The organism is Enterobacter cloacae complex sp. IR5412 (genome assembly GCF_049237385.1).
GTDB classification, from domain to species: domain Bacteria; phylum Pseudomonadota; class Gammaproteobacteria; order Enterobacterales; family Enterobacteriaceae; genus Enterobacter; species Enterobacter intestinihominis.
The window spans coordinates 110549-126674 of sequence record NZ_JBMKHQ010000001.1 but is presented as its reverse complement, the minus strand read 5'-3'; the positions used below and the strand labels follow the sequence as shown (position 1 = coordinate 126674).

Genomic DNA, 16126 nt, shown 5'->3' with positions numbered 1-16126 from the left:
CCAGACCCTGGAACCCGCATGGAAACCAAAAAAAACAATATTGAGTACATTCCCGAGTTTGAAAAATCCTTTCGCCACCCGCGTAACTGGGGCGCCTGGCTTGGCGTATACGCGTTTGCTGGCATGGCGTTACTACCTGCTTCCCTCCGCGATCCGGTTCTCGGAAAAGTGGGGTGCCTGGCAGGGCGCTTAGGTAAAAGCGCACGCCGCCGGGCGCAAATAAACCTTCTGTACTGCTTCCCGGATAAAACCGACGTCGAACGCGAAGCAATCATTGATGACATGTATACCACCGCGCCACAGGCCATGGCGATGATGGCGGAACTGGCGCTGAAAGGGCCGGAAAAGATCGTCGACCGCGTTGACTGGAAAGGGCTGGAAATCATCGACGAGATGCGTCGCAATGATGAAAAAGTGATTTTCCTGGTGCCGCACGGTTGGGGGGTCGACATTCCGGCAATGTTAATGGCATCGCAGGGCCAGAAAATGGCGGCGATGTTCCATAATCAGGGAAACAAAATCTACGATTTCGTCTGGAATACCGTGCGCCGTCGCTTTGGCGGACGTCTGCACGCCCGTAACGATGGCATTAAGCCTTTCATTCAGTCGGTACGTCAGGGTTACTGGGGCTACTATCTGCCCGATCAGGACCACGGTCCTGAGCACAGCGAGTTCGTCGATTTCTTCGCGACCTATAAAGCTACGCTACCCGCGATTGGTCGCCTGATGAAAGTCTGCCGTGCCCGCGTGATCCCGCTGTTCCCGGTTTATGACGGTAAAACGCATCGCCTGAGCATTGAGGTACGTCCGCCGATGGACGACCTGCTGACCGCGGACGATCGCACCATTGCACGCCGCATGAATGAAGAGGTGGAAGTGCTGGTGGGGCCACATAAGGAGCAATATACGTGGATCCTGAAGTTGCTCAAAACGCGTAAACCTGGCGAAACAGAGCCGTACAAGCGTAAAGAGCTTTTCCCGAAGAAATAGGAAACCTTCACCCCTCTCCCCTTAGGGGAGAGGGGATCGGAGCTTACTCTACGGTTAGTACGCGGGTGGTATTGGTTGAGCCGATGGTGCTCATCACGTCACCCTGCGTCACGATAACGATATCACCGGATACCAAATAACCTTTGTCGCGCAGCAGGTTCACGGCATCGTGCGCGGCGGCCACGCCATCGTTGGTGCTGTCGAAGTAGACTGGCGTCACGCCGCGATACAGCGCCGTCAGGTTCAGCGTACGCTCGTGACGGGACATGGCGAAGATCGGCAGACCGGAGCTGATGCGAGACGTCATTAGCGCGGTACGGCCAGATTCGGTCATGGTGATGATCGCCGTGACCCCTTTCAGGTGGTTGGCTGCGTACATCGCGGACATCGCAATCGCTTCTTCCACATTGTCGAACTGGATATCCAGGCGGTGCTTGGAGACGTTAATGCTTGGGATCTTCTCCGCACCCAGGCAGACGCGCGCCATGGCGGCCACGGTTTCCGCCGGATACTGACCCGCAGCGGTTTCGGCTGACAGCATCACCGCGTCAGTACCATCCAGCACGGCGTTCGCCACGTCCATGACTTCCGCACGGGTTGGCATTGGGTTGGTGATCATGGATTCCATCATCTGGGTGGCGGTGATCACCGCGCGGTTCAGCTGACGCGCGCGACGGATCAGCGCTTTCTGGATACCGACCAGTTCAGGGTCGCCAATTTCCACGCCCAGATCACCACGGGCAACCATCACCACGTCAGACGCCAGGATCACGTCGTCCATCGCGTCCTGATCGCAGACCGCTTCAGCGCGTTCCACTTTCGCAACGATTTTCGCATCGCAGCCTGCATCACGCGCCAGGCGGCGAGCATAGTTCAGATCTTCGCCGCAGCGGGGGAAGGAGACGGCCAGATAATCCACGCCGATCTGCGCTGCGGTCACGATATCCGCTTTGTCTTTATCGGTCAGCGCTTCGGCAGACAGGCCACCGCCGAGTTTGTTGATGCCTTTGTTGTTGGAGAGCGGGCCGCCGACGGTCACTTCGGTGAACACCTTCATACCCTGAACTTCCAGCACTTTCAGCTGTACGCGTCCGTCGTCCAGCAGCAGGATGTCGCCAGGCACAACGTCAGCAGGCAGACCTTTGTAGTCGATACCCACTTTTTCCTTATCGCCTTCGCCTTTGCTCAGGTTGGCATCCAGCAGGAATTTATCGCCGATGTTGAGGAAGACTTTGCCCTCTTTAAAGGTCGATACGCGGATTTTTGGACCTTGCAGGTCACCGAGGATAGCAACATGGCGGCCCAGTTTAGCTGCGATTTCACGCACTTTGTCGGCACGTAATTTATGGTCTTCTGGCGTACCGTGAGAGAAGTTCATGCGCACCACGTTGGCACCCGCGGCGATAATCTTCTCGAGGTTATTATCGCGGTCGGTGGCCGGGCCTAGGGTGGTGACGATCTTGGTTCTGCGAAGCCTTCTGGACATGTAATACTCCGTTGACTGAAACAACTTTGGTGTTGCGTGAACATAGAATCGGCCTTCATCTATCGCAAGGCAGTAGCGAGGGGACCGAATGCCGTAAATCGTACATCGTCGTTATTAGGGAACATCGCTCTTTATAAGCAATTCTTTATCAAAACGCGATTCTTTCAGGGCTTCCTTGACCCGCTTCAAGTTATCCCGGAATTTTGCGCCCCGGCGTAAAGTAAAACCGGTCGCCAGCACGTCGATGACCGTCAGCTGCGCCAGGCGGGAGACCATCGGCATGTACATGTCGGTGTCTTCCGGTACGTCCAGGGTAATGGCGAGCGTTGCTTCCCGGGCCAGCGGCGTACCTGCCGTCGTCAGGGCGATGACCATCGCATCGTTGTCACGCGCGAGTTGCGCCAGCTCCACCTGGCTCTTGGTGCGGCCCGTATGGGAGATGAGTACCACGACATCATCTTCGCTACAATTCATACAGCTCATGCGTTGCAGCACAATGTCATCGGAGTAAATCACCGGCACGTTAAAGCGAAAGAACTTATTCATGGCGTCATGCGCCACGGCGGCGGACGAGCCAAGGCCAAAGAAGGCAATCCGTTTGGCCTGCGTAAGAAGATCGACCGCGCGATTCACTGAACTCATGTCCAGAGACTGGCGAACATGGTCGAGCGTGGCCATTGCCGATTCAAATATTTTTGCGGTGTAAGCATCAACACTGTCGTCTTCATCTACATTGCGATTAACATACGGGGTACCGTTTGCCAGACTTTGTGCCAGATGCAGTTTAAAATCAGGAAAGCCGCGGGTGTCCAGACTACGACAGAATCGATTGACCGTCGGTTCGCTGACGCCCGATTCCTGTGCCAGAGCGGCGATGCTTGAATGAATCGCCTGAGCGGGCGCGGCGAGAATAACTTCGGCCACTTTGCGCTCGGATTTGCTAAGGTGTTCCAGTTGAAACTGGATTTTTTCCAGCATGTTCATTGTTAACAAGACGCTCATGAGGGCATAAACGATTTCATAGAGATGAAACCTTGATTCGATTTAGCCGATATTACCCCCGGGACACCCGAAAGGGTAATCGTCGACAAGAAATGTTGTTGTTTTTTTTCATTACTTGATCGACGTCGGGTTTTGCTCTGACCCTGTTGCGCAAAGAATCGACGTTTGTTGCGTCACCAGACGGGCGTAATGGCCCGCGCGACGAAAAATCACCGTATCGCACGCGTCGTTAAGCGCTAATGGTTTCAGGAAACGCGTAAAAGCAGTACAGTGCATTGTAATAAAATTACAACGATACCTGGCAGAGTACCAGGAGATCTAACTGAGGAGAATGACATGGCGGTAACGCAAACAGCCCAGGCATGTGACCTGGTCATTTTCGGCGCGAAAGGCGATCTTGCACGCCGAAAATTGCTGCCTTCCCTGTATCAGCTCGAAAAAGCGGGCCAGATTCATCCCGATACCCGAATTCTTGGGGTAGGGCGCGCCGACTGGGATAAGGAGGCTTATACCAAAGTCGTGCGCGAGGCGCTCGAAACCTTCATGAAAGAGAAAATCGATGAAAGCCTTTGGGATAAGCTGAGCGGGCGTCTCGATTTCTGCAATCTGGACGTCAACGATGTAAGCGCCTTTACCCGTCTGGGTGAAATGCTGGACCAGGAAAATCGCGTCACCATTAACTATTTCGCCATGCCGCCAAGCACCTTCGGCGCCATCTGCAAAGGTCTGGGCGAAGCGAAGCTGAACGCCAAACCGGCGCGCGTGGTGATGGAGAAGCCGCTGGGTACGTCGCTGGCAACCTCGCGTGAAATCAACGACCAGGTGGGCGAGTTCTTTGAGGAGTGTCAGGTTTACCGTATTGACCACTATCTGGGTAAAGAGACGGTTCTGAACCTGCTGGCGCTGCGTTTTGCCAACTCCCTGTTTGTGAACAACTGGGACAACCGCACTATCGACCACGTGGAAATTACCGTGGCGGAAGAAGTGGGCATCGAAGGCCGCTGGGGCTACTTCGACCAGGCCGGCCAGATGCGTGACATGATCCAGAACCACCTGCTGCAAATTCTGTGCATGATTGCCATGTCTCCACCGTCAGATCTGACGGCCGACAGCATTCGTGACGCCAAAGTGAAAGTGCTGAAATCACTGCGCCGTATTGACCGCTCCAACGTGCGTGAGAAAACCGTGCGCGGCCAGTACACCGCAGGTTTTGCCCAGGGGAAAAAAGTCCCTGGCTATCTGGAAGAAGAGGGCGCGAACAAGTCCAGCAACACCGAGACGTTTGTGGCGATCCGCGTGGATATCGACGACTGGCGCTGGGCCGGCGTGCCGTTCTACCTGCGTACCGGGAAACGTCTGCCGGCAAAATGCTCCGAAGTGGTGGTCTACTTCAAAAATCCGGAACTGAACCTGTTCAAAGAATCCTGGCAGGAACTGCCGCAGAACAAACTGACCATCCGTTTACAGCCGGACGAGGGTGTGGATATTCAGATCCTGAACAAAGTTCCGGGTCTTGATCACAAACACAACCTGCAAACCACCAAGCTCGACCTGAGTTACTCTGAAACTTTCAACCAGACGCATCTGGCCGATGCTTACGAGCGCCTGCTGCTGGAAACCATGCGTGGTATCCAGGCGCTGTTCGTCCGCCGCGATGAAGTGGAAGAGGCGTGGAAGTGGGTCGACTCAATCACCGAAGCGTGGGCAGCCGACCAGGACGCGCCAAAACCGTATCAGGCGGGAACATGGGGACCTGTCGCCTCCGTTGCGATGATCACCCGTGATGGCCGCTCCTGGAACGAGTTTGAATAACCCCCATCTCTAGCCCAAAGGTGTTATTTTACCGGTAACATGATCTAACACAGCAAGTGGCATAATTTTTAATCTTTTAAGCTCCGCGTGGATTCACCCGCGGAGCTTTTTTTATTACACTCCCTTCAGACATTTTGCCCCTGCGCTCCGGATATCAGGCGTTTCAGCGTTGTTAACAACCGTCAGAAACTGTGTAAACTCCCGAGCCTGGACAGATAAATTAGAGGAGCTTTTATGAATCCGACATTGTTACGCGTAACACAACGCATCGTTGAACGCTCGAAAGAGACCCGTGCTGCCTACCTTGCCCGCATCGAACAGGCGAAGAGTGAAACGGTCCATCGCTCACAGCTGGCCTGCGGGAATCTGGCCCACGGCTTTGCCGCCTGCCAGCCTGGTGATAAAGACGCGCTGAAAAGCATGCTGCGTAACAATATCGCCATCATTACCTCCTATAACGACATGCTTTCAGCCCACCAGCCGTATGAGGTTTACCCGTCTATCATCCGCAATGCGCTGCACAGCGTGAACGCGGTGGGCCAGGTTGCAGGCGGCGTGCCGGCCATGTGTGATGGCGTGACTCAGGGACAGGACGGTATGGAGCTGTCTCTGTTGAGCCGCGAAGTGATCGCCATGTCGGCGGCAGTGGGCCTCTCTCACAATATGTTTGATGGCGCGCTCTACCTGGGCGTATGCGACAAAATCGTCCCGGGGCTGGTGATGGCCGCGCTGTCGTTTGGCCATCTGCCAGCGATTTTTGTGCCGTCAGGCCCGATGGCAAGCGGTCTGCCAAACAAGGAAAAAGTCCGTATCCGCCAGCTGTATGCCGAAGGAAAAGCGGACCGTCAGGCGCTGTTGGAAGCGGAAGCCGCGTCCTATCACGCGCCGGGCACCTGTACGTTCTACGGTACGGCTAACACCAACCAGATGGTGGTGGAGTTTATGGGGATGCAGCTACCGGGCTCGTCGTTCATCCAGCCGGATGCGCCACTGCGTAAAGCGCTGACCGAAGCCGCAGCCCGTCAGGTGACGCGTCTGACCGGTAACGGCAACGAGTGGATGCCAATGGGCAAAATGGTGGATGAAAAAGTCATCGTCAACGGGATTGTCGCCCTGCTGGCGACCGGCGGTTCAACCAACCATACCATGCACCTTGTCGCGATGGCGCGCGCGGCGGGCATTCTGATCAACTGGGATGACTTCTCCGAGATCTCCTCCGTGGTACCGCTGATGGCGCGTCTGTACCCGAACGGTCCGGCGGACATTAACCACTTCCAGGCCGCGGGCGGCGTGCCGGTGCTGATGCGCGAGCTGCTGAAAGGCGGCCTGCTGCATGAGGATGTTAACACGGTGGCGGGCTTTGGCCTGCATCGCTATACCCTTGAGCCGTGGCTGAACAACGGTGAGCTGGACTGGCGCGAGGGGGCGAGCAACTCGCTCGATCCTCAGGTTATCGCGACCTTCGAACAGCCGTTCTCTCCTCACGGCGGCACCAAAGTGCTGAGCGGTAACCTTGGGCGTGCCGTAATGAAAACTTCTGCCGTGCCGGAAGAGAATCAGGTTATCGAAGCCCCGGCGGTGGTGTTTGAAAGCCAGCACGACGTTTTACCTGCCTTCGACGCGGGTCTGCTTGATAAAGACTGCGTAGTCGTGGTGCGTCATCAGGGACCAAAAGCGAACGGGATGCCAGAATTACATAAACTTATGCCGCCGCTTGGTGTATTATTGGACCGCCGTTTCAAAATTGCGCTGGTGACCGATGGACGCCTCTCGGGGGCATCCGGTAAAGTGCCTTCAGCGATTCATGTCACCCCGGAAGCCTACGACGGCGGCCTGCTGGCGAAAGTCCATGATGGAGACATGATCCGCGTTAACGGTCAGACAGGCGAGTTAACCCTGCTGGTGGACGAAGCAGAGCTGACGGCGCGTCAGCCATATATTCCTGACCTGAGCGCATCCCGCGTGGGTACCGGACGCGAAATGTTTGGTGCGTTGCGTGAGAAACTCTCCGGTGCGGAGCAGGGCGCAACCTGTATTACGTTTTAAGACGACTTGATTTTAACGATCTGGCGAGAGAAAACTCTGATGAAAAACTGGAAAACAAGTGCAGAAGCAATCCTGACTACTGGCCCTGTCGTGCCGGTTATTGTGGTAAACAAACTGGAGCACGCTGTCCCAATGGCGAAGGCGCTGGTTGCGGGTGGCGTTCGTGTTCTGGAAGTGACCCTGCGTACTGCCTGTGCGATGGATGCGATTCGCGCTATCGCCAAAGAAGTGCCGGAAGCGATCATCGGTGCTGGTACGGTTCTGAATGCGCAGCAGCTGGCGGAAGTGACCGAAGCGGGCGCACAGTTTGCCATCAGCCCGGGCCTGACCGAGCCGCTGCTGAAAGCCGCAACCGAAGGTACTATTCCGCTGATCCCGGGTATCAGCACCGTTTCTGAACTGATGCTGGGCATGGACTACGGCCTGAAAGAGTTTAAATTCTTCCCGGCTGAAGCGAACGGCGGCACCAAAGCGTTGCAGGCGATTGCAGGCCCATTCTCCCAGGTGCGTTTCTGCCCAACGGGTGGCATCTCTCCGGCCAACTACCGCGACTACCTGGCGCTGAAAAGCGTGCTGTGCATCGGTGGCTCCTGGCTGGTTCCGGCGGATGCGCTGGAAGCAGGCGACTGGGATCGCATTACTAAACTGGCTCGCGAAGCGGTAGAAGGCGCGAAACAGTAACAAATGCTCAATGCATAAAGCAGGCCCTCTGGCCTGATGCTGGTCACTTTATGTGACCAGCATGTATAAGTTCTTCTTCTTCTTCCCACAAACATTTTTAATATCCCTAACCCCCAGGCGTATCATTCTTCATTATTAAATAATCCCTCACTTATATACTTGATGAATAATTCATTCTTAATTTATCTGTGATGAGATTGTCTGGGCTCTTTTTATTTATTTTGTGAATAATGTTACTTCCTTTGAGTCAATTCAACTTGAGGTTGGGTATTTTAATAGGAGAACGATAGGTGTATTGTTTTTAATAAACGGAACGTTTGTTAAAAGGATAGATAATAATGTCAGGGGAATCTGAGGTGGCTCAACGGCGGGACACGTTAAACAGATACTTATTGTATTTCCCGCGTAGCAAAAATGTTATTTCTGATGTTCATTCTTTTACAGGAAAAGAGATATTAAGCGAGCCTTATCGCTATACCATTCGCTTTACCAGTCCGGATCAAAACATTGCCATTAATGCTGTTCTTAATCAAAGGGCTGAGTTTATTCTGCGTGCACCCAATCTGGAAGCCTCATGGCATGGGCAAACCTCCTGGCTGCCGGTTCGCCAGATTAATGGCACGATCACCCAATTTTCCCGGCTGATGTCTTCAGGTGACGAAGCACTGTATGAATGCGTGCTGGAGCATGAGCTGGCGCTGCTGGATCAAAATTACCGTTCTGCGGTTTACATGAACATGACAGTCCCGGAGCTCGTTACAAAGCTGATGAAGGACAGTGGTCACTTTGACGGCTACAACATTGATTTTGACCAACTGAGCCACAGTTATCCACGACGGGAAATGATCGTTCAGTGGAAAGAAACCGATTTGCGGTTCATCCGTCGGCTGCTAGCAGAGATAGGGATCTGGTTCCGTTTTGAGAATCACAACAAAGTGAAAACGGAAACCGTCGTTATTTTTGGGGATTCTGCGCGTCGTTACAACTTCAGCGACAAACAGATGCCTTATGTCCGACATTCAGGCATGACCAGTTATAACGAATACATCACCGATCTGGAGGAGCAGCACGGCCTGATCCCAAAAAATGTGTTGGTTCGCACCTATAACTACCGTGACCCGCAATCGCCGCAGACGGATAAGACCGTTAAAACGAGCGATATTCCCGAAGGTGTAACGACAGGCCAACACTATCACTATGCCGATCACTATCTTGCTGCGGGGGATTTTCACGGTGAAGAGGCGGAAACCGCCGCATTTTACGCCCGTCTGCGTTATGAACGCCTGTTGAACGGACAGAGTGTTCTGGGGGCGACAACCAGCGATCCCGAGCTTCAGCCAGGCATTATGTTTTATCCTGCAGGGCCTGTACCTGACGGGTTTAAGTCCGGGTTTGTGATAAATGCGATGACTATCCGCGGCAGCCGTGCTGAACACTATCGCGCCGTACTTTCTGGGATCCCCTATATCCACGGCTATAGCTTCCGTCCTGAATACATATCCCGGCCGGTGATAGCCGGAACGGTGCCCGCCAGAGTGATGGCTATCGGGGGAGATAAAACCTATGCCGGAATTGATGCGGTTGGACGCTACCGGGTTAAGTTCGATTTTGACCTTGATGAAAAACGGGTCGGGTTTGAAAGCGCCCTGGTACGCCTCGGCAGGCCGTACGCCGGTGACACTTTTGGTATTCACTTTCCGTTGCTGGAGGGGACTGAAGTTGCCGTCGGTTTTGAAGGCGGCGACCCGGACAGACCTTTTATCGCCCATGTCATGCACGACGGCAGCCACCCGGATTTAGTCACAAACCGTAACGATACCCGAAACGTGATCCGCACGGCCGCGTTGAACAAGATCCGTCTTGAAGATCGTCGCGGGCAGGAACACATCAAAATCTCTACCGAGTACGGCAAAGGGCAAGTGAGTGTGGGCCACCTGGTTGATGCTGAGGGCAAAAAGCGCGGGGAAGGTGTGGAGGCTCGCACCGACGACTGGATGGCGCTGCGTGCTGCCAAAGGCGTGATGATCACCACGGAAGCACAGCCCCGCGCGGGGGGTAAGCAACTGGATATGACAGCGGCTATTGCACAACTCGAAAAGGCGTTATCGCTGGCGATGACCCTACAACAAAGTGCGCTTACGGCAGGTGCGAGTAATGTGGAAACCGATCGGCAAAATGCGCTCAGCCAGACGCTGAGTCATCTCGCGGAGCCCGGTATTTTGGCATATGGAAAAAGTGGAATTGCGCAGGTTACGCCGGACAGCCTGCAATTGTCAGCCGGGAAAGACCTGATTGCCACAGCGGGCGGGAATGCCAGCGTGAATGTGGTGAAAAAATTCTCGCTGGCCGTAGGGGAAAAACTGTCGCTGTTTACCCGCAAACTCGGCATCCAGATGATTGCCGGTGCGGGGGATATTACGACGCAGGCGCAGCGGGGCGAAATGCACATGCTGTCGCAGCAGGATTTCACGCTGACGAGCACCGCCGGGAAAATGAACGGCAGTGCCAGAAAGGGAATGCAGTTTGTCTGCGGGGGCGGCGGGATCCGGATCAGCCCGACCGGACTGGTCACGATTTTCTCGCCGACGGGCATTGAGCTCAAAGCGCCGAGCCTGAAATACGACGGTCCGGAAAGTGTGTCGGTACCGACGCCATCCTTTGAGAAAGGCGCCTTTAAACTTCGCTACAAACTGCACGCCGGCGATGATCCGGAGCAAATTCTGGCAAACAAAAAATTCAGGCTGACCAGTGCATCCGGACAGGTGGTGGAAGGCGTGACGGACAGCTGCGGTCGTTCACCACTGCTCGATGCTGACGACCTCGACAGCTATAAAATGGAGATAATGGAATGACGGAGGCGAAGACAAAACCCTACGCTCCACGGGTGGTATCAGAAGGCGATATTCCGGTACACAAAACCCTGGGCGAAGTCGCCCAGACGCGCAACGTCGGGATACCGCGTCCGATGCCCGGCATTGTGATCCTCGTCCATGGCGTGAACGACGTGGGTGAAGCTTACCAGAATCAGGAGAAAGGAATACTTGTCGGGCTGGGTAAGCGACTCAACCGGCAGGATTTTTACGCCCACGAATGGAAAGACTACAGAATTATCACTCCCGGGCGTTCCCCCATCATCCCGTTTTACTGGGGATATAAACCGGTTACGCATGCTGACTACCGGGCGGACCAGAAGCGCTACCGGGAGGAAGTCGGGAAGCTGAGTGACAAAGCGCATCTGCCCTATGATGCGTACCAGGAAGATAACGAGACGAATAAAAAGTCGCTGGGTAATGACGGGAAAGGGCCGTTTCAGTACCAGAACGATAACTTTAAAAATGCACTTGATACGAGTTTTGCCAAGGGGGGCGGGACCTTTGCCAACGCAACGACGACGATCCCGGATATGCTGGGACCCGGCGCCGGTGGCTTCGGCGTTGCCGCTGCGGGATTTGCCTCGCTGCACTTCAATGATGGCGATTTTACCCATCCCATTTATGAAAACCCGCACCGCATTTACCAGTTTTTTGCCGCTCAACGGCTGGCGGATTTGATTATTCAGGTTCGAAGTGAGCCGATTACGGCGAAAGATGTGATTAACATTGTGGCCCATAGTCAGGGCACGATTATTACTATGCTGGCAAATATGCTGGTGAAACAGGCCGGGTATGCTCCGGTAAACTGTGTGATTCTTAATCACTCACCGTATTCTCTTGAGTCGCGCGTGGCTGAAAATATTCAGCCGGGTTATCAACAGACCGACGATGCCAGACAGCAGACATTTAAAAATTTCTGTCGCCTGATGCATACGCAATGGAAAGGTGGCGGGAAAATGGCCGAGAGCGAATTGCTGGCCCTGGAGGCCTCCTGTACCCTGCGTAAACCTTCCGATAATCCGCTACGAACGGATGACAGATATTGCCGAAGCAACGACGGTAAAGTGTATAACTACTTTTGCCCAAATGATGGCGTCGTGTCGCTGGAGAATGTGCAGGGGGTTGGCTGGCGGGGCATTCCTCAGAATATTGCCAGTGATATACCGAATCTGTTTCAGCGCGTGTTTTACCAGCATGGTGAAGTAGGAAACATCCCTGATGCTAACCCCTTTGAGTTACCGCCGCGAAATGAGGGGGATGCAAAATATGCCTTTCTCACGAACGCCAGTTACAGCGCTCGCGATGTGGTGATAAATGGTGAGGAGTTACCGGAACCTTTTATTTTCAAACTTCAGGGGGAGGATAATCACCCGGATAACGATCCTAAAACCAGTGATAAACCGTATACCTATTATGTCGATCCGGACAGCCCGGACGCCTACATTTCCTATTCCGCCAAAGCCAGCGCCATTAAGCGCACAGTTACGACAACCTTTGCTGTGAACCGCTATCAAAATATTGGCTGGCAGCCTGGTCACGTTTTATCTGCTTCAGAGCTTAAAGAAGAGAGTTTTGAACGCAAGCATGAAGTTATTTATGGTGAGGTGTCAGGTTCGCGAGATTTTCAGTTAGTCACACTTACCTGGAAGAAAACACCGGAAGAACTGCAAGCGGAATGGCAGAAAATTGACCCGGTGGGCTACAGCCAGCACTCCTCTATTGTGATGAGCGAATTTGTGCCATCGCACGCTATGGCGTTTGATTTGGCTATTGGGCAGTGCAAATCATTCGATTATCAGGCAGGGAAATTTTGGGAAGGGTTGTTACATCGTGCGGACTGGCGCGATCCGCAGAACGGTTATCCTGCCGCTAAAGAATATTACCGTACCGGAATACTAGATGAACAGCGTACGAAATGGTTTATGAATAAGCCTGATGAGGTGCTTCCAAAAGGGGAGTACGGTGTGGAAAACCACTTTAATAATGCCTCGCCAGCCATGCCGTCTCGCGAACTGTCCATCAGAAATCAGGATGTGGCAAATTTGCAATGGGATATGCCAAAGCCCATGAGTGATAGTCAACTTGCTTAAGGATAGAGCATGAAAATATTTTTTATCGGCCTGACGACCTTTGCTATTTTGCTTGTGACCGGATGCCTGGCGAAAGAACCGCCGACGCAGGTAGTTTATCGATTCGATGATCATCGTTATCTCGAACTGAAAGGGTGGGATTGTGAAGGCGAACTCTGGTACACGGATACTAAGCGAGGCATTCACACCGAACCCGTTAGTCAGTTTTATCGACTCTTTACCCGTAAATTTATTCATCCATCAGAGCGATATATTGCACTGACGGGATGGGGAGTGAGTGGATTCATAGTATCTAAGGACTATGGGAAAACGTGGCGCTCTGTAGCGTTTTCACCAAATCATAATGAACCCAATGGTGATGACTACGCGCCGTATGAGGATATTATTTCTTTCACCGTCGTCAACGATCAGGGCTTTTTACTGACCAAACACCGGCTGTATATGTCATCAAAGCCATTTGAAGACCCGCGCATTCTGCCCGGTGGGCCGGGGATTACCTATACCGTGGATGACGGAATGGGAAATAAAGTAAGCGATACGCTGGACCCCCGTTTCCCTGGCTGGGCCTGGGGAATGGTCTATATGACTAAGCAGGGGCTTAAGCACAGCACACAGCAATTTAAGGCTAACTGGCAAGATTTACCCGACAGCGTACCCGAAGTGAAGGGGTACACCGGCTGGGATCATATGCGCTGTGATATGGATGCGGGGCGATAACTGATGAAAGGATTATGTACCGTTCTCGCAGCTACGTCCGTTGTGCTGGCAACCGAATGCCAGGCGAAAGAACCGCCGACACAGGTTGTTTACCGGTTCGATGATCATCGTTATCTCGAACTGAAAGGCTGGGATTGCGAAGGTGAACTCTGGTTTAGCGATACTAAGAAAGGTATCCATTCACAAATTGCCAGTCAGTTTTATCGAATCTTCACCAAAAAATTCGTGCATCCTTCAGAGCACTATCTTGCTATTCCGTGGTGGGGAAATGTTACTGGTGGTTTTTCAGTATCAAAAGACTATGGGAAAACGTGGGAAAGAGGTGGTGCATCTATGTCACCAGGGAGCAATGAACCTGATGGAAGTAACGCTCCTTATTATGATGATGTCATATCTTTCACCGTCGTCAACGATCAGGGCTTTTTACTGACCAAACACCGGTTGTATATGTCATCAAAGCCATTTGAAGACCCGCGCATTCTGCCCGGTGGGCCGGGGATTGCCTATACCGTGGATGACGGAATGGGAAATAAAGTAAGCGATACGCTGGACCCCCGTTTCCCTGGCTGGGCCTGGGGAATGGTCTATATGACTAAGCAGGGGCTTAAGCACAGCACGCAGCAATTTAAGGCTAACTGGCAAGATTTACCCGACAGCGTACCCGACGTGAAGGGCTATACCGGCTGGGATCATATGCAATGCAACATGGATGCGGGAAAATAGGGAGATAAAGTGATGAAAGGCGTCATTAGGTTAAACGATCCGCTGATAAGCGGAGGAAAAGTCACTAAGGCCTCTGGGGCAGACTTTATGGGTCAGCCCGTGGCCTTGAAAGATGATCTTGCGCAGTGTCCGCTCCATAAAGGGACGTTCCCAATCACTGAATGTCACCCAACCTGGACCATGCATGGCCGTGGGGTTGTGGTAGATGGCTGTCGCGCGGCGTGTGGATGTGAAATCAAAAGTACCTTACCTGTGGCGGGAGCTTCGTAATGCGCGCGTGGTGGTTATACAAAAAACAGCCAGACCCGGATTCCACTCTGCCAGTCGTCATGATTGTTTTCCTCTATGTGATAGCCGTCGCAATGGGCCTCGCGATCCGGGCTCTCACCTGGCCTGAACAGGAACACGTTACGGCTCTCTTTTTTGTGCCTTCAGTTATTCTGCCCATCTGTGTTGTGTCGTTGCTAGTTTTTACAAGTTTCATATTTCATGACGCCAACATTCATTATGCTGAAACCCGAAAATTCATAGCAAAAGAGCAAGAGATTAATTTAAAGGCGTATGCGCGAAAAAATATCGCTATCGCAGCATGGTCTGCAATCACCCCCCTGGAGCAACCCGCGCTGAATATGTTGAAACTGGAAGGCGAATTTCCGCTGGCACCGAAAACGCCGGTTAACATTCAGCTGGAAGATCGCTTCGACCAGACCAGGAATGAACAGATGTTTTACCGCTTACTGGACCCGATGGCAGAAAAATTGAAGGGCTATAACTACCGTATTTTTGAAACCGTTGTCTGGGTTCGCGGAGGGAGTGGATCCTGCATTGATGAACTGAGACGCACTCTGGAGCGGTTGGGTATTGAAACGGCCAGCACGTGTAAAATTGAGTACAGCACAGAATGCCCTGACTACGCGATCGTTAGCCAATGGATGAACTTATCTGATTACAGAGTTGAAAACCGGCTGATTGTTATCGTTCATTTACATGAAGAAAGCGGCGAATCAAAGAGCATGGAAAATGCATGTGCATTCCTGCTGACCAGTCATTATGTCCGGGAGGAGGGCGAAAAACCGGTATATTTATATCAGCCTATGTCTGATGTGACCGATGTAGAGGACAAAATGGCGGTCTTCCTTGAGACGGGTTCGGTACTTACGCCGAAAAATCTCTGGTATACCGGGCTGTCCCGTATTGAAAAATATCCATTAATGCAGGCACTGGACAAAAAAGCGCTCACGGTGGAACGGCTGGATATCGATGCCTCTCTGGGCGCAAAGAGTGCCGGGTATCGGTGGCTGGCTCTGGCATTTGCGGCGGATGCGGTAAAATATGCCCAGGGGGAGCAACTGGTAGCATATTCAGACAAAAACAAATTTTGTATTACTGCGCTTTCCTCCATGAAGACAGCTATCCCAAATAAACTTACCTGGTGTAACTGGAGTAATCCCCTTTATCCTGCGGGGATGGCGGCTTTATTCTGCGTGTTATCCCTCATTGCCTATCGTATCAGTTTCCTGGCGCAAAACGATCCGCCAGCAATCTGGGAACTGATTGCGAGCATAATCATTCCCTTCGTTATTTTTATAGGCCTCGGTAGTTTTGTTTTCATCTCGAAAACGAATGAAGCCTACGAGGACATGGAATACGAATGGAAGCGATAGAAACGAAACAACGTTAATCATGCTATGTGGCTGGTTGCTTAC

General features: G+C 52.8%; 12 protein-coding genes. 10 read left to right on the top strand and 2 right to left on the bottom strand.

Annotation, left to right across the window (positions count from 1 at the left end):
* Positions 1-18: 18 nt before the first annotated feature.
* Complete coding sequence (gene lpxM / locus ACOTX2_RS00595; protein ID WP_022648482.1) at positions 19-990, top strand: lauroyl-Kdo(2)-lipid IV(A) myristoyltransferase; 972 nt, start codon at positions 19-21, stop codon at positions 988-990.
* Positions 991-1033: 43 nt separating this feature from the next.
* On the opposite strand, the gene pyk is transcribed toward lpxM, so the two are convergent.
* Positions 1034-2476, bottom strand: a complete 1443-nt coding sequence (pyk, locus tag ACOTX2_RS00590; RefSeq protein WP_003859767.1) for a pyruvate kinase — start codon at positions 2474-2476, stop codon at positions 1034-1036.
* A 114-nt stretch (positions 2477-2590) separates the two neighbouring features.
* Positions 2591-3460, bottom strand: coding sequence for a MurR/RpiR family transcriptional regulator (locus ACOTX2_RS00585; protein WP_003859769.1), 870 nt, complete (start codon positions 3458-3460; stop codon positions 2591-2593).
* A 354-nt stretch (positions 3461-3814) separates the two neighbouring features.
* Between ACOTX2_RS00585 and zwf the strand changes: the two genes are divergently transcribed.
* The 9 genes from zwf (at position 3815) to ACOTX2_RS00540 (ending at position 16084) form a co-directional block, all read left to right on the top strand.
* Positions 3815-5290, top strand: coding sequence for a glucose-6-phosphate dehydrogenase (zwf, locus tag ACOTX2_RS00580; protein WP_022648481.1), 1476 nt, complete (start codon positions 3815-3817; stop codon positions 5288-5290).
* A gap of 234 nt (positions 5291-5524) precedes the next feature.
* Positions 5525-7336 carry a phosphogluconate dehydratase gene (gene edd / locus ACOTX2_RS00575; protein WP_063147805.1) on the top strand — a complete coding sequence of 604 codons (1812 nt, stop codon included), beginning with the start codon at positions 5525-5527 and terminating at the stop codon, positions 7334-7336.
* Positions 7337-7375: 39 nt separating this feature from the next.
* A complete protein-coding gene (kdgA, locus tag ACOTX2_RS00570) occupies positions 7376-8017 on the top strand; it encodes a bifunctional 4-hydroxy-2-oxoglutarate aldolase/2-dehydro-3-deoxy-phosphogluconate aldolase (protein WP_023300441.1) in 642 nt (213 codons plus the stop codon).
* A 338-nt stretch (positions 8018-8355) separates the two neighbouring features.
* Entirely contained in the window at positions 8356-10869 is a 2514-nt protein-coding gene (locus tag ACOTX2_RS00565) for a DUF2345 domain-containing protein (RefSeq protein WP_063147806.1), read from the top strand.
* A complete protein-coding gene (locus ACOTX2_RS00560; RefSeq protein WP_063147807.1) occupies positions 10866-12980 on the top strand; it encodes a T6SS effector phospholipase Tle3 domain-containing protein in 2115 nt (704 codons plus the stop codon). The genes ACOTX2_RS00565 and ACOTX2_RS00560 overlap by 4 nt, the downstream gene beginning before the upstream one ends.
* 9 nt (positions 12981-12989) lie before the next feature.
* Positions 12990-13697, top strand: a complete 708-nt coding sequence (locus ACOTX2_RS00555) for a T6SS immunity protein Tli3 family protein (RefSeq protein WP_063147808.1) — start codon at positions 12990-12992, stop codon at positions 13695-13697.
* A 3-nt stretch (positions 13698-13700) separates the two neighbouring features.
* The gene (locus tag ACOTX2_RS00550; RefSeq protein ID WP_063147809.1) at positions 13701-14420 is read left to right on the top strand and encodes a T6SS immunity protein Tli3 family protein; all 720 of its coding nucleotides are present in this window, start codon (positions 13701-13703) and stop codon (positions 14418-14420) included.
* 12 nt (positions 14421-14432) lie between these two features.
* Positions 14433-14690 (top strand): PAAR domain-containing protein, encoded by a 258-nt coding sequence (locus tag ACOTX2_RS00545; protein WP_063147810.1) that lies wholly within the window; start codon positions 14433-14435, stop codon positions 14688-14690.
* On the top strand, positions 14690-16084 hold the full coding sequence (locus ACOTX2_RS00540) for a hypothetical protein (protein WP_063147811.1): 1395 nt from the start codon (positions 14690-14692) through the stop codon (positions 16082-16084). Before ACOTX2_RS00545 ends, ACOTX2_RS00540 begins: the two co-directional genes overlap by 1 nt.
* Positions 16085-16126 lie beyond the last annotated feature (42 nt).

Coding starts and splice junctions, on each gene's coding strand:
- ACOTX2_RS00540 (WP_063147811.1), top strand. CDS start 14,690: ATGCGCGCGTGGTGGTTATACAAAAAACAGCCAGACCCGGATTCCACT.
- ACOTX2_RS00545 (WP_063147810.1), top strand. CDS start 14,433: ATGAAAGGCGTCATTAGGTTAAACGATCCGCTGATAAGCGGAGGAAAA.
- ACOTX2_RS00585 (WP_003859769.1), bottom strand. CDS start 3,460: ATGAACATGCTGGAAAAAATCCAGTTTCAACTGGAACACCTTAGCAAA.
- pyk (WP_003859767.1), bottom strand. CDS start 2,476: ATGTCCAGAAGGCTTCGCAGAACCAAGATCGTCACCACCCTAGGCCCG.
- zwf (WP_022648481.1), top strand. CDS start 3,815: ATGGCGGTAACGCAAACAGCCCAGGCATGTGACCTGGTCATTTTCGGC.
- ACOTX2_RS00560 (WP_063147807.1), top strand. CDS start 10,866: ATGACGGAGGCGAAGACAAAACCCTACGCTCCACGGGTGGTATCAGAA.
- ACOTX2_RS00550 (WP_063147809.1), top strand. CDS start 13,701: ATGAAAGGATTATGTACCGTTCTCGCAGCTACGTCCGTTGTGCTGGCA.
- ACOTX2_RS00565 (WP_063147806.1), top strand. CDS start 8,356: ATGTCAGGGGAATCTGAGGTGGCTCAACGGCGGGACACGTTAAACAGA.
- ACOTX2_RS00555 (WP_063147808.1), top strand. CDS start 12,990: ATGAAAATATTTTTTATCGGCCTGACGACCTTTGCTATTTTGCTTGTG.
- edd (WP_063147805.1), top strand. CDS start 5,525: ATGAATCCGACATTGTTACGCGTAACACAACGCATCGTTGAACGCTCG.
- kdgA (WP_023300441.1), top strand. CDS start 7,376: ATGAAAAACTGGAAAACAAGTGCAGAAGCAATCCTGACTACTGGCCCT.
- lpxM (WP_022648482.1), top strand. CDS start 19: ATGGAAACCAAAAAAAACAATATTGAGTACATTCCCGAGTTTGAAAAA.